The 13,391-nt window shown below is 70.6% G+C and carries 9 protein-coding genes; 6 read left to right on the top strand and 3 right to left on the bottom strand.

Annotated elements, in window-relative coordinates; genetic code table 11:
* Positions 1-238: 238 nt before the first annotated feature.
* Both F0U63_RS17020 and F0U63_RS17025 read left to right on the top strand, forming a co-directional pair.
* On the top strand, positions 239-4,318 hold the full coding sequence (locus F0U63_RS17020; RefSeq protein ID WP_395846971.1) for a protein kinase: 4,080 nt from the start codon (positions 239-241) through the stop codon (positions 4,316-4,318).
* 32 nt (positions 4,319-4,350) lie between these two features.
* Positions 4,351-4,974, top strand: a complete 624-nt coding sequence (locus tag F0U63_RS17025; protein WP_395846972.1) for an RNA polymerase sigma factor — start codon at positions 4,351-4,353, stop codon at positions 4,972-4,974.
* A 3-nt stretch (positions 4,975-4,977) separates the two neighbouring features.
* On the opposite strand, the gene F0U63_RS17030 is transcribed toward F0U63_RS17025, so the two are convergent.
* Positions 4,978-5,790: an Fpg/Nei family DNA glycosylase gene (locus F0U63_RS17030; protein ID WP_395846973.1), complete on the bottom strand. Its 813-nt coding sequence runs from the start codon at positions 5,788-5,790 to the stop codon at positions 4,978-4,980.
* Between the two features lie 139 nt (positions 5,791-5,929).
* Here F0U63_RS17030 and F0U63_RS17035 point away from each other — a divergent pair, with 139 nt between their 5' ends.
* The 3 genes from F0U63_RS17035 (at position 5,930) to lptE (ending at position 9,522) form a co-directional block, all read left to right on the top strand.
* The gene (locus F0U63_RS17035; protein ID WP_395846974.1) at positions 5,930-6,313 is read left to right on the top strand and encodes a response regulator; all 384 of its coding nucleotides are present in this window, start codon (positions 5,930-5,932) and stop codon (positions 6,311-6,313) included.
* Positions 6,314-6,409: 96 nt separating this feature from the next.
* The gene (leuS, locus tag F0U63_RS17040; RefSeq protein ID WP_395846975.1) at positions 6,410-8,908 is read left to right on the top strand and encodes a leucine--tRNA ligase; all 2,499 of its coding nucleotides are present in this window, start codon (positions 6,410-6,412) and stop codon (positions 8,906-8,908) included.
* Positions 8,909-8,979: 71 nt separating this feature from the next.
* Positions 8,980-9,522: an LPS assembly lipoprotein LptE gene (gene lptE / locus F0U63_RS17045; RefSeq protein WP_395846976.1), complete on the top strand. Its 543-nt coding sequence runs from the start codon at positions 8,980-8,982 to the stop codon at positions 9,520-9,522.
* Between the two features lie 9 nt (positions 9,523-9,531).
* Here the strand turns inward: lptE and rpsT are convergent, their stop codons facing one another.
* Together rpsT and mazG are read right to left on the bottom strand one after the other, a co-directional pair.
* A complete protein-coding gene (gene rpsT / locus F0U63_RS17050; RefSeq protein ID WP_395846977.1) occupies positions 9,532-9,810 on the bottom strand; it encodes a 30S ribosomal protein S20 in 279 nt (92 codons plus the stop codon).
* A gap of 114 nt (positions 9,811-9,924) precedes the next feature.
* Positions 9,925-11,103, bottom strand: a complete 1,179-nt coding sequence (mazG, locus tag F0U63_RS17055; protein WP_395846978.1) for a nucleoside triphosphate pyrophosphohydrolase — start codon at positions 11,101-11,103, stop codon at positions 9,925-9,927.
* Between the two features lie 244 nt (positions 11,104-11,347).
* Here mazG and F0U63_RS17060 point away from each other — a divergent pair, with 244 nt between their 5' ends.
* A complete protein-coding gene (locus F0U63_RS17060) occupies positions 11,348-13,390 on the top strand; it encodes a tetratricopeptide repeat protein (RefSeq protein ID WP_395846979.1) in 2,043 nt (680 codons plus the stop codon).
* The last annotated feature ends 1 nt before the right edge of the window (position 13,391 follow it).

The raw sequence follows: 13,391 nt of genomic DNA on the forward strand, positions 1-13,391 counted from the left end.
TGCGTGCGCGCCTGCGCTGGCCGAGGAGGATGTCTCCTGTGTCGACGGGGGCGGGACCTGGGGAGGGCTCGCCTGGGTCGACGGCCATTCCTTGCTCACGTTCGCGCTGGTTCTTAATCCTTCTTGATCCAAGGGATGAGGCGCCGCGCCAGGCGGTCCGGGGGGAACACCGGAGGGCGAACGGATGCGTCAGGACGACAGTGATTCGAACGGACCGCGTTGGGGACGGGAGTCCAGCATGTCTGGTCCTCCAGACGAGAGGGAAGGCGACGAGGAGCTCGACGACGATTTCCTGCGGCAGGTCACCCAGGTGGTGGCCGTGCCCCTGAGGGCTCCGCGCCGGGGAGAGCATCTGGGAGGGCCGGACGGCCACCGGTTCGAGATTCTCGAGCAGATTGGTGGAGGCGCGATGGGCCTAGTCTTCCGGGCCCGGGACGAGGAGTTGCAGCGGGTGGTGGCCCTCAAGTTCCTGCTCTCGCGCGAGGGCGTCCCCGAGGCCCCCATGAGCGCCCTGCTGCGCCAGGAGGCCAAGGCCGTCGCCCAGTTGGATCACGAGAACATCGTGCGGCTGTTCGACGTGGCCGAATGGAGCGGCGAGCCGTGGGAGCCCAAGGTCCCCTTCCTGGTGCTGGAATGTCTGGAGGGCGAGAGCCTCGCGGCGCTGCTGTTGCGCGAGCGGCCCTCGCTGCCTCGCTGCCTGGACATCATGAGCGCCGTGGCCGCGGGGCTGGCGCACGCCCATGAGCACCACATCGTCCACCGCGACCTCAAGCCCGACAACGTGTTCATCTGCAGCAAGGGGCAGGTGAAGCTGCTGGACTTCGGGCTGGCCCACATCACGGCCGCCTCCTTTCCGGCCACCCTGCACCTGCCCGCCGCGGGAACCCCGGCCTACATGGCGCCCGAGCAGTGGAGGGGACATCCGCAGGATGCCCGCACGGACCTCTGGGCCGCGGGGGCCCTGCTCTTCGAGTTGCTCACGGGCGAGCCGCCCTGCCCGGAAGCGAGCGTGGCGGAGCTGCGGGAGTGGGTGTTGTCGGACGCGCCCGTGCCCTCGGTGCGCGAGCGCTGTCCGGAGCTGCCCGAGGAGTTGGCGCGGCTGGTGGCCGCCCTGTTGGAGAAGGCCCCCGAGCGGCGGCTGTCCAGCGCGGCCGAGTTGAAGGCCCGGCTCGACCGGATCGCGGAGGGGCTGACGCCCTGGCGCGAGGGGGCGCCAGGCCTGGGGCCCCAGCGCCGGCAGGTGACGCTGCTGGAGTGCTGGCTGGCGGACCTCGCCGGCCTCGCCGAGCACCTGGACGCCGAGGACGTCGGGGAACTGGAGGGGGCGTTTCATCAAGCCTGCTCGGAGCTGGTGGTGCAGCACGGGGGCTCCATCACCCTGTGCGTGGGCGACTCGGTGCTCGCCTGCTTCGGCTACCCCCAGGCCCGGGAGGACGACGCGGAGCGGGCGGCGCGCGCGGGGCTGTACCTGGTGACGCACCTGGGGACGGCGCTCCAGCAGAAGTTGCCCTACCTGCCGCGCCGTGAGCTCGCCGTGAAGGTGGGGCTGCACACCGACACGGTGGTGCTCGACAACCTGCCCCAGCCCCTGCAGGGCCGCGCCGCCGCGCTCCAGGGCGAGGCGCCCCAGTTCGCCACCTGGCTGTCGCGCCAGGCCGCGCGCGACACCGTGTGCCTGAGCCCCACCACCTGGCGGCTCGTGCGGGGCGCCTTCCGCACCGAGCCGCTCGGGGCCCGCTCCTTCCAGGGACTCGCCGGTGAGGTGACGCGCGAGCTGTACCGGCTGGTGCGCGAGAAGCGCACCCGGGGCCGCTTCGAGCAGGCCCACGAGGCGGGGGCGCTCACGCCCCTGGTGGGGCGCGAGAAGGAGCTGAAGCGGCTGACCGCGCATTGGGAGCGGGCCCGGCGGGGCGAGGGGGCGTTCGTGCTCGTCCAGGGCGAGGCGGGCATTGGCAAGTCCCGCCTCCTGCGGGGGCTGTGGGAGCGGATTGACCAGGAGGAGGGCATGCGCCTGCAGGTGCAGTGTCTGCCCCAGTTCAGCGGCAGCGCCCTGCGCCCCATCATCGAGCTGTTGCTGCACATGTTGAAGCTCGACCCGGAGGGCAACCCCCCGTCCAACCTGCGCAAGTTCCAGGGGCGCATGGGGGCGGTGGGGCTGCCGGCGGAGCATGTGCACTCGTTGGCCGTGCTGCTCTCGCTGCCCATCGTCGAGGAGTCACCCCACCTTCGCCTCTCCCCGCAGCGCCAGAAGGAGAAGACGTTCGAGGCGCTGGTGACACTGTTGCTGCGCCTGGCCGAGGACCACCCCGTCTTCGCCCTCGTGGAGGATCTGCACTGGGCCGACCCCTCGACGTTGGAGCTGCTGGGGGTGCTGCTGGAGCAGGTGGACCAGGCCCGGCTGTGTGTCTGCCTCACGGCCCGTCCGGACTTCCAGCCCTCCTGGCCCGCGCGCGAGCGGCTGCACCCGCTGGTGCTGGAGCGGCTGTCGCCGAGGCTGACCGCGGACCTGGTGCGGCAGGCCGCCAGCGGGACGGCGCTGGCGGAGGAGACGGTGGAGCAGCTCGTGGCGAAGACGGATGGGGTGCCCCTGTTCGTCGAGGAGATGACGCGCATGGTGGTGGAGCGGGCGCGGGCGGGGCAGTCGTCCGTCGAGCCCTCGGCCATTCCCGTCACCCTGGGCGGGTTGCTGCTGGAGCGCCTGGACCGGTTGCCTCGGAGTCAGAAGGCGCTGGCGCAGTTGTGCGCGGTGGTGGGCCGCGAATTCGGCCACACCCTGCTCAGCGCGCTGTCCGGACGGAACGAGGCGCGGCTGCGACAGGACGTCGCCGGGTTGCTGCAGGCGGGCCTGTGGCAGCAGGTGCAGGACGCGAGCGAGCCGCGCTACCAGTTCCGCCACGCGCTCTTCCAGGACGCGGCCTACCACTCGCTGTTGCGCCACACGCGGCGCGACTACCACCGGCGCATCGCCCAGACCCTGGTGGTGCAGGCGCCCGAGCTGGCGGAGACGCAGCCCGAGCTGCTCGCCCACCACTACACCGAGGCGCGGGAGACGGCGACGGCGGTGCGCTTCTGGGCGAATGCGGGAGAGCGGGCCAGCCTGCGCTCGGCCAACGTGGAGGCCATCCACCATCTGCGCGAGGCGCTCCGGCTGTTGCGCTCGCTCCCGGAGACTCCGGAGCGCGCCGAGCAGGAGTTGCGGCTGCTGGTGGCGTTGGGCATGCCCCTGCATCAGGTGCGCAGCCTGCGCTCCGCCGAGATGGAGCAGACCTACGGCCGGGTGATGGAGCTGTTGCATCAGGTGGGGGACGCGTTGCCCGGATTACAGGTGTCCACCTGGGGCGCCTATGCCTACTTCTTCGCGCGGGCGAAGTTCCACGTGGCCCAGGAGCTGGCGGAGCTGGTGGTGAGGCAGGGGGAGCGCCATCGCCACCGGGAGCTGCTCGCCCTGGGACACCGGATGATGGCCACCGATCACTTCACCTGGGGCCACATGTCCACCGCCCTGGAGCACGTCGAGCTCGCGCTGGAGTACTCGGACTTCGATCTCGAGACGCACCGGGCGCTCGCCGTGAATCAATGGATCAACCCGCGGGCGGCCGCCCTGGCCTATGGCTCCCTCGTGCAGTCCGTCGTCGGGCACGAGGAGCAGGCGCGCGGGTACGGGCAGCAGGCCGTGGCCCTGGCCGAGAAGATCGGCCATCCCAACAGCCTGGCGTTCACGTTGCTGTACGTGGCCCTGGGCTGCCAGATGCGTGGCGAGCCCGGGTGCGCCCGGGCGTGGGTGGAGAAGTGCATCGCGATCTCGTCCGAGCACCGCCTCCGCATGTGGCTGGGCTGGTCCGTGTTCCTCAAGAGCTGGGTGCTGGCCGAGGGGGGCCGTGTCCAGGAGGCGCTGGAGCTCATGCAGTCCAACTTCGCGCGGTGGCGCAGCACGGGGATGCGCACCGGCATGCCCTTGTTCCTGGGCATGTTCGCGAGCTTCCACCTGAAGCTGGGGGAGTACCAACGGGGGCTGGCGGTGGTGACCCATGCCCTGGCGTGGGCGGACACCCTCGAGGAGCGCTCGTATGAAGTGGAGCTGCACCGCCTGGAGGGCGAGTTGCTGCGGGGGCTCGGCCGTGAGGCGGAGGCCACGGCGTGCTTCCTGCGCGCGCTGGACCTGGCCCACGAGCAGGGCAGCGCGGGCCATGGCCGGCGGGCGGAAGAAAGCATGAGGCGCCAGTTCCGCGAGCGGGGCTGGGAGTGGCCACGCCCGCTCGATGGGGAAGGCGCCGGGATGGCTCCGCGTCACAAGGGCGTGCTGCGGACTCCAGGTTAGAGGAACGGCTCGAGAGAACGCGGGGATCGAAGATGGCGATGGATCGTGAGCAGTTGGAGCAGGACATCCGGGAGTTGTGTCGGAGGGGGGATACCGGACGGGCGGTGGAGCGCGCGCTGCAGGGGTATGGCGTGGAGCTCATGAGGCTCATTGCCTCCGTCATGCACAATCCGGATCAGGCCAATGATGCCTTCAGCCTCTTCTGTGAGAACCTCCTCAAGGGGCTGCCGGGGTTTCGCTGGGAGAGTTCCTTCCGGACGTGGGCCTACCGGCTGGCGCGCAACGCGTGCTACCAGTTGATTCACGCGCCCGCCGCGCGCGAGACGCCCGTCACCGCCTCGCTGATCCCCGAGCAGCCCAATCCGCGCCGCTCCGACACGCAGCCCTGGCAGAGGACCTCGGTCCAGGAGCGCTTCCGCGCCCTGCGCGACAGCCTGCAGCCCGAGGAGCGCATGATCCTGATGTTCCGGGTGGATCAGCGGCTGTCGTGGACGGAGGTGGCGCGGGTCATGTGGGATCAGGACGAGCCGCCCACGAGCGCGGCGCTCAACCGCAAGGCGACCTCCCTGCGCCAGCAGTTCCAGCGCATCAAGGCGCATCTGCGCGCCATGGCCATCGGGCAGGGGCTCATCGAGCAGGACCACCTGGGAGGCTGACGCTCAGCGTCTGCCCCGGCGGGGCGCCTGGCAGCGCGGGCAGAAGAACAGTCCGCGTCCGGAGAGCGACAGGCGGGTGATGGGGGTGGCGCACCGGGGGCAGGGCTGTCCCGCGCGGTCATAGACACAGAACCGGTCCTCGCGGCGCCTGCCCGGAAGGGAGAGGGCATTAGGCGGAGCGTGGGGCGTGACGATGCGGCCATCGCGGGCCGCGTCCTCCAACAACTCGCGCAGCACCGTCCACAGGCGCTCGAAGTCATCGGGCCGCAGCTCGGCGGCGGGCAGGTGGGGTGGCAGCCGCGCGAGGAAGAGCGCCTCGGCGCGCAGGATGTTGCCCACGCCCGAGATGCGCGCTTGATCCAACAGCACGGTGGCCAGGGGGGCGCGGCCCCGGCGCAGGGCCTCGAAGGCGCGGCTGGCCGAGGCCTCGGGCCGCAGCGGATCCTCCCCCAGCTGGGAGCGCAGGGCGGCCTCGGCCTCCGGGCTCAGCAACTCACAGCGTTGGGGACCCGACAGGTGGAGCGTGGCATGGGGGGAGGCGAGCCGCAGCCGGCAGGCCGTGGAGGGCGGCGGCCCCGCGCAGCGGAAGTGCCGGATGTTGCCGACGAGGCCCAGGTGCAGGTGCAGGTGCACCCCCCCTTCGAAGTGGTGGAAGAGGTGCTTGCCATGGGCTTGCACGCCCACGAGCGTCCGTCCGGTCAGCCGCCGGGCGTCCTGGGTGAAGCGCCCCTGGGGAGAGTCGGCGGTGAACTGGCGTCCCACCAGCCAGCGGTGGTGGACGCGCGCGAGGCGATGGATGATGTTTCCTTCGGGCACTCCGGGGAGGTAACGCCCGGGGGGTGACCTGTCACGTCATCCCGAGCGCCCAGGGCCTGGCCGCGCGGGGAGTCATGGACGTGACGGACGCTCAGTCCTTTCCCTGCTTTGGAGGGCGGCGGTGCTATCGTGGCCCGTCATGACGCAGCAGATCCGTGCGCTGGTGGTGGACGACTCGCAGGCCATGAGGCGCAGCCTCATGTACGCCCTGCAGCGTCTGGGCACCTGGCTACACACCGAAGAGGCCCAGGATGGGGCCGAGGGCCTCAAGAAGCTCACCCTGGGCCGCTATGATCTGATCCTCACCGACATCAACATGCCGCTGATGGACGGGCTCAAGCTCATCCACCACCTGCGCCAGACGGAGGCCTACCGCACGGTGCCCATCGTGGTCATCACCACCGAGTCGGCCATGGAGGACCGGGCGCGGGCCATGGCGCTCGGGGCGAGCGCCTACCTGGTCAAGCCGGTGCAGTCCAAGGTGGTCCAGGACACGGTGAAGGGCTTGTTGCGGCTGGAGTAGGGGCGGAGCCGGCTCCCTCCTCGGGCGTCAGCGGAACGGGCCGGGTGGCGTCTGTTGTTGCTTGGGGACGGACGCCCCACTAAGACCGTCACCGTCATGGCCATGAACGAGCGTTACGAGCCGCAGGCAATCGAGAAGAAGTGGCAGGACCGTTGGAATGAGGCGGGAGTGTTCCGCGCGGGCACTCGCCCCGGAGCCCCGAAGAAGTACATCCTCGAGATGCTTCCGTACCCCAGCGGGAAGATGCACATGGGGCACGTGCGCAACTACCTCATCGGTGACGTCTACGCGCGCTTCTTCCAGATGCGGGGCTACGACGTGCTGCACCCCATGGGCTGGGACGCCTTCGGTCTGCCCGCGGAGAACGCCGCCATCAAGGACGGCGTGCACCCGGCGGTGCGCACCCGCGAGAACATCGACTCCTTCAAGAAGGAGATCCGCTCGCTCGGCTACTGCTACGACTGGACGCGCGAGGTGAACACCAGCGAGCCCGAGTACTACCGCTGGAACCAGTGGTTCTTCATCCAGATGCTGCAGAAGGGGCTCGTCTACCGCCGCTTCAGCAAGGTGAACTGGTGCACCGGCTGCCTCACCGTCATCGCCAACGAGCAGGTGAAGGACGGCGTGTGCGAGCGCTGCGAGTCGAAGGTGCTGGACAAGGAGCTGCCCGAGTGGGCGTTCCGCATCACCCGCTACTCGCAGGAACTGCTCGACGGCCTGGACGAGCTCAAGGAGTGGCCCGAGCGCATCACCTCCATGCAGCGCAACTGGATTGGCCGCTCCGAGGGCGTGGAGGCGGACTTCGCCATCCAGGGCAGTGAGGAGCGCCTGCGCGTCTTCACCACGCGCGTGGACACCATCCACGGCTGCACCTACGTGGTGCTGGCGCCGGACCACAAGCTGGTGGCGCGCATCACCACGCCCGACAAGCGCGCCGAGGTGGAGGCCTTCGCCCGGAAGATGGCGGCCATCTCCAAGACGGAGCGCACGGAGGAGGGGGCCACGAAGGAGGGCGTCTTCACCGGCGCTCATGCCATCAACCCCTTCACCGGCCAGCCGGTGCCCATCTGGGTCGCCAACTTCGTGCTGGCCGACTACGGCACGGGCGCGGTGATGAGCGTGCCGGCGCACGACGCGCGCGACTTCGACTTCGCGCGCAAGTACTCGCTGCCCATCCGCGTGGTCATCCAGCCCGCGCAGGGCGACAAGCTGCCCGAGGGCGGCGCCCTGGAGGCGGCGTACACCGAGGACGGGGTGCTGGTGGACTCGGGCGAGTACACGGGCCTGAGCTCGGCCGAGGCGCGCCGGAAGATGGGCGCGAAGCTCCAGGCCGAGGGCCGGGGCGAGCCCAAGGTGACGTACCGCCAGAAGGACTGGGGCTTCAGCCGCCAGCGCTACTGGGGCACGCCCATCCCCATCGTCTACTGCGAGAAGTGCGATCCCGAGCGCAAGGGCCAGCCCGTGCCGCTCGAGCAGCTCCCGGTGCGTCTGCCGGAGATCGACACCGAGGCGGTGCTCACGGGCAAGGGCGAGCCGCCCCTGGCCAAGGTGCCCGCCTTCGTCAACACCACGTGCCCCACGTGCAATGGCCCGGCCCGGCGCGAGACGGAGACGATGGACACCTTCGTCGACTCCTGCTGGTACTTCGCGCGCTACCTCTCGCCGCGCTTCGACGGGGCGCCCTTCGATCCGAAGGAGGCCCAGCGCTGGCTGCCGGTGGACGTGTACGTGGGGGGCCCCGAACACGCGGTGATGCACCTGCTCTACTTCCGCTTCTGGACACGGGTGATGAAGCTGCTCGGCCTGTCCCCGGTGGACGAGCCCGTCAAGCGGCTGGTGACCCAGGGCATCGTCAACGGGCCGGATGGGCGCAAGATGTCCAAGCGCTGGGGCAACGTGGTGGCGCCCGCCTCCATCGTCGAGAAGTACGGCGCGGACACGGCGCGTGCCTACGTGATGTTCGCCGGGCCGCCCGAGCGCGACTTCGACTGGTCCGATGATCAGGTGGAGGGCGCCTACCGCTTCCTCAAGCGGGTATGGGTGCTCGCCACGCAGCACCAGGACGTGGCCGGGGCGACGCACGAGGGCGCCTACGAGGGCAAGGCGCTGGAGATCCGCCGCGCGGCGCACAAGTGCCTCAAGCGGGTGGGGGAGGCCATCGAGCGGCTGTCCTTCAACACCGCCATCGCCGGCACCATGGAGTACCTGAACGCGCTGTACGCGCTGGGCACGGCGGAGACGCCCGCGGAGAAGGCCGCCATGGCCGAGGCCATTCGCGTGCTGACGGTGGTGCTCACGCCCTTCGCGCCGCACCTGGCCGATGAGATCGCCGAGGCCTACGGGGCCAAGGCGTTCGTCGTCACCCAGGGCTGGCCGGACTTCGATCCGGCGCTGGTGGTGGACGACGTGATTCCCTACGCGGTGCAGGTCAACGGCAAGCTGCGCGCGGAGGTGCGGGTCGCGGCGGACGCGGCCGAGGCGGACGTGCGAGCGGCGGCCGAGGCGGACGAGCGGGTGAAGGCCGCCATGGCGGGCAAGACGCTGCGCAAGTTCGTCTTCGTGCCCAAGCGCCTCGTCAACTTCGTCGTCGGCTGAGCCGGTGGAGCGCGGGGAGGGAGCTCCTCCTCGCGCTTGACCGTGAGGATCACCCCGCTACTGTGGGCGCCATGTCCCGGCTCTACGCGGTGGGTGGGTTGCTCTGGTTGTCGGTGCTCGGGTGTGGCTACCGCTTCACCCCCCGGTCCGCCGGGCTGCCCGGGGGCGTGAGCTCCGTCTGCGCGCCCGTCTTCCGCAACGACACCGCCGAGCCGGGCCTGGAGACGCTCTTCACGCGCGTGTTCCGTCAGGAGCTGGTGCGCGTGGGGGCCTTGGGCGGCTCCGGCTCCTGCCAGGCGTCCGTCGAGGGCGTGGTGGTGTGGGTGAACAGCGCTCCGACGATCGTCACCGAGCCCGTCTACGAGGGCAACACCGTGGTGACGGGGCAGCAGCTCGCCAGCTACCGGGCCTCGGCCGGGGTGACGTTGAGGCTGGTGCGGGACGGCCAGGTCCTGGCGGAGACGACCGTTTCGGGCAACGAGGACTTCCTGCCGGGCGCGGAAGGGGCGTCCGGCGACGTGCTACAAGCCGAGGCCAACCGTCAAGCCGCGCTGTACCGTCTCGCCGAGACGTTGATGCGCGAGGGCTATGATCGGTTGGCCAACAACTGGTGACGCGGAGGACTACTTCTTCGCCGCGGCCTTGGCGCGGTTGACGGCCTTGGCGAGACGCGAGATGCGGCGCGAGGCGGCGCGCTTGTGGATGACGCCCTTGGAAGAGGCCTTGTTGATGCGGCTCGCGGCCGACTTGAAGGCATCCGCGGTCTTCCCGGCATCCGAGGAGGTGAGGGTGTCGCGCAGGTTCTTCACGGCATCCTTCACCGTGGTGCGCACGTTGACATTGCGGGCGCGGCGCTTCTGCGCCTGGCGGTTACGCTTCTCTGCAGACTTGGTGTTGGCCAAGGTGATCTCCAGCGTACTTCTGTGGAAAGAGGCGCCGTACCTACTTCGGCGCCTCCCCCACCGTCAAGGTTTGCGTGCTTCCAACCGTGATCCAGGCGTCTGGACGCCTTCCCGTCAACGGTCTCCGACCGCGTACTCCCACCGCAGTCCGGAGGGATCCCGGAAGCTCAACCGGCTCGGGCCCCCTTCCGCTTCCAGCGTTCCCCCCACGGACAGGCCCTCCAGCAGGGCGCGCAACCGCTGCACCGCGGCGGCCGAGGGCGCCGCGAAGGTGAGCACGGCCGGCGAGGGAGCGGCCGGGCCCGCCACGAAGGTGAGCCGGTACAAGCCATCCCCGTAGACGGCCTCCTCGGGGCTCGTCCTCTCGGCGCTCCAGCCCAGCAGGGGAGCCACCCGGTCCCAGAAGGCCCGCTGGGCGGACAGGTCCGCCACGGGCAGGCGCAGCGCGATCAGGGACGCGCGGGGCACCCGGGTAGGCGGCGGCAGGGCCTTCTCCCGGAGCTTGGCCGCCTGCCAGTGTCGTTCCATGTGCTCCAGGGTAGCCTCTCCCAGGGGAACGCCCTCGGCGCGCAACGTGGACTCGATGTGCTGGAAGCGCGCGGTGAAGCGGCGGATGGCCATGCGCAGCGCGTCCTCGGCCGGGGTGTGGAGGAAGCGCGCGAGGTTGGCGAGCGCCAGCAGGACGTCCCCCAGCTCGTGCTCCAGCTCGTCCCGGTTTCCCGAGGCGATGGCTTCGTCCAGCTCGCCCAGTTCCTCCTGGAGCTTGGCGCGCACGTGGTGCAGGTCCGGCCAGTCGAAGCCGATGCGGCTGGCCTTCTCCGTGAGGCGCTCGGCGCGCAGCAGGGCCGGGGCCCGCGTGGGCACCCCGTCGAGCACCGAGCCCTCCTGGCCCGTCTTCTTCTTGCGCTCCTGCGCCTTGAGCTTCGCCCAGTCGGCCATCGGCTGGGGGGTGCCATCCGCCTGCCGCTCGCCGAAGACGTGCGGGTGGCGCTGGGTGAGCTTGTCGCTGATGGAGGCGGACACGTCCGCCAACGTGAACTCGCCCAGCTCCTCGGCGAGCCGGGCATGGAAGACGATCTGGAAGAGCAGATCCCCCAACTCCTCGCACAGCGGACGCCAGGGCCCTCCGTCGGCGACACGATCCATCTCATCGAGGACCTCGAATGCCTCCTCACTGAGGTAGGGGCGCAGGGAACGCAGGTCCTGCTCCCGGTCCCACGGACAACCATCCGCCGAGCGCAGACGTGCCACGATTCCCGCCAACCTCTCCAATTGCTCCCCTGCTGCACTCATGGCTCTTCCTCCTCTTCTCTCCGAGCGTGGGGCCCGGCGCCAACACGTGAATTCCCGGTGGCGGGGCGCGACAACTTTCGTGGGACAGAGGGGTCGCCTATCATCGGCCCACCGAATGTCGCACCCCTCTTTCTCGTTGCGCTTTCTTCCGCTGCTGCTGTGCCTCGCTTCGTGGATGCCCGCGAGGCCGGCGCATGCGCAGCAATATCAGGATCCCTCCATGCTGGAGCCAGAGGAGATGGCGATGCCATCCGATTCGGACTCCGAGGAAGACGAGGAGGGGCGCCCCCGGGGCCGCGGCAAGAAGGGCAAGGGCCGCAAGGGCCAGGAGGACGAGGCGCAGGACGAGGCGGCGAACGCCGCGGAGCAGGACGCGGGAGTGGGCGTGGCCCCGGCGCCCGCGGCTCCAGCTGCCCCCGCCGTGCCCGAGCCGGTCGTGCGGCCACCCCCGGCGCCCATCCTCACGCCGCGCATCTCCGATGCGGACCTGCAGGCCGCCTGGGTCAAATGGCGCGAGGCGGTGGCGGCGTTGGACAGCGAGGCGGCGCGCGCGGCCCAGCAGCAGCTGGTGACGCTCCGGGCGGACGTGGCGGCCCTGGATCTGGAGTCCTTCAGCGTCGGCTTCATCCGGGCGGCGGAGGGACGGCGCAAGGCGCAGGACGAGGCGGGTGCGCTGCAACTCGTGGAACATGCCGCGGAGCTCTCTCCGAACCTGCCCTATGCGCGCCTGGCGCTCGCCCAGGCCTATGCCGAGCGCTCGCCCCAGGCCGTGGGCAAGTACTCGCGTGAGCTCCGGGCCGCGCTCGAGTTGATGCTGAAGGATCCCCGCTACCGGCGCCCGGTGCTGGCGGACTTCGGGACGGTGGTGCTGGTGGCGCTGCTGGCGACGGCGGTGGTGGTGGTGGGCGTGCTCTTCGTGCGGCGCGTGCGCTTCCTGCTCCACGACTTCCACCACCTCTTTCCCCGCGCGGCGGCCCACTGGCAGTCCGGGGCCCTCGCGGTGCTGCTGCTCTTCGGCACGCCCCTGGCCCTGCGCTGGGGCGTCGTGCCCACGCTGTTGCTGCTCCTGGGCTCCGTGTCGTTCTACCTGTCGCGCTCGGAGCGGGCGGTGGCGACGTTGCTGCTCGCCCTGGCGGCGCTCGTCCCCCTCGCGGCGGGCAAGCTCGCCCAGTCCTCGGTCTTCGCGGGAACGGTGGCCGAGGACGTCTACGTGCTGGAGCACGGCGGAATCGACGCGGAGCCGGTGGCACAGCGCGTGCGCACGCGCCACGAGAAGAAGCAGGCCGGCTTCGCCGAGCTCTTCGCGCTCGGCCGGTTCGAGGCGCGCCGGGGTCAGCTGCCGGAGGCCATCGCCCACTACAAGGCGGCCATGGCGCTGCGTGCCGGGCACGCGCCGTTGATGACCAACCTGGGCAACGCCCTGCTGGCCACGGGCGACATGGACGGCGCGGCGCGGCTCTACACCCAGGCCCTGTCGGCGGACCCGGGGCTGGCCGCGCCCGCCTTCAACCTGGCCGAGGTCTACCGCCGCCGTGCCGCCGTGGCGCCGGACTCCGAGATCAGCGCCCAGAACCAGAAGGCGCGTGACGCGCTCGAGACCGCGGGCCGTCTGGATCGCGAGCTGCTGATGTGGGAGCGGCCGCCGGATGATCGGCTGACGATGAACCGCCTGCTGCTCGCGCCCATGCTGCCCCTGACGGACTTGCCGGTCATCGAGGACCCGGCCCTGGCCCGGCGCGTGGAGGCCCAGTTGTCGAGCCGGTTGCTCGGCGGTGGCACGGGCATCTCCGCCTGGGGTCCGCTCGTGCTCGGGGCGCTGCTCGTCGCCATGCTCGGCCTGGCCCGAGGCGTCTTCAAGCCGTCCCACGCGTGCGAGAAGTGCGGCCGTCCGGTGTGCCGGCGCTGTGACAAGGAGCTGGGCGTGGCCAGCAAGCTGTGCGCCCAGTGCGTCAACGTCTTCTCGCGCAAGATCGTGGTGGAGGCGCGCGTCCGGGCTCGCAAGCACATCGAGATCGAGCGCAACCGCCAGTGGGCGAGCGGCGTGTCCTACGTCTTCGGCGGCCTGGTGTCGGGCGCGGGCCACCTCTTCAACGGGCTGACGGTGCGCGGCACGATCTACGCCTTCCTCTTCCTCTTCGGGGTGGCGGGGGTGGTGCTGCGCTCCGGGGTGCTGCGCTCGCCCTATGGGGAGGTGCCGCTGTACCTCAAGCTCGCCCCCCTGTTGCTTCTCCTCATCCCCCTTCACCTGCTGTCGCTGCGCGGGCTGTACCGCAGCCAGAACGAGTAGG

This window comes from Cystobacter fuscus (assembly GCF_044360685.1).
GTDB classification, from domain to species: domain Bacteria; phylum Myxococcota; class Myxococcia; order Myxococcales; family Myxococcaceae; genus Cystobacter; species Cystobacter fuscus_C.

Excerpts from the sequence above, each read along its gene's own strand:
- F0U63_RS17020 (WP_395846971.1), top strand. The coding sequence starts at position 239 with ATGTCTGGTCCTCCAGACGAGAGGGAAGGCGACGAGGAGCTCGACGAC.
- F0U63_RS17060 (WP_395846979.1), top strand. The coding sequence starts at position 11,348 with ATGCCATCCGATTCGGACTCCGAGGAAGACGAGGAGGGGCGCCCCCGG.
- F0U63_RS17025 (WP_395846972.1), top strand. The coding sequence starts at position 4,351 with ATGGCGATGGATCGTGAGCAGTTGGAGCAGGACATCCGGGAGTTGTGT.
- F0U63_RS17035 (WP_395846974.1), top strand. The coding sequence starts at position 5,930 with ATGACGCAGCAGATCCGTGCGCTGGTGGTGGACGACTCGCAGGCCATG.
- leuS (WP_395846975.1), top strand. The coding sequence starts at position 6,410 with ATGGCCATGAACGAGCGTTACGAGCCGCAGGCAATCGAGAAGAAGTGG.
- mazG (WP_395846978.1), bottom strand. The coding sequence starts at position 11,103 with ATGAGTGCAGCAGGGGAGCAATTGGAGAGGTTGGCGGGAATCGTGGCA.
- lptE (WP_395846976.1), top strand. The coding sequence starts at position 8,980 with ATGTCCCGGCTCTACGCGGTGGGTGGGTTGCTCTGGTTGTCGGTGCTC.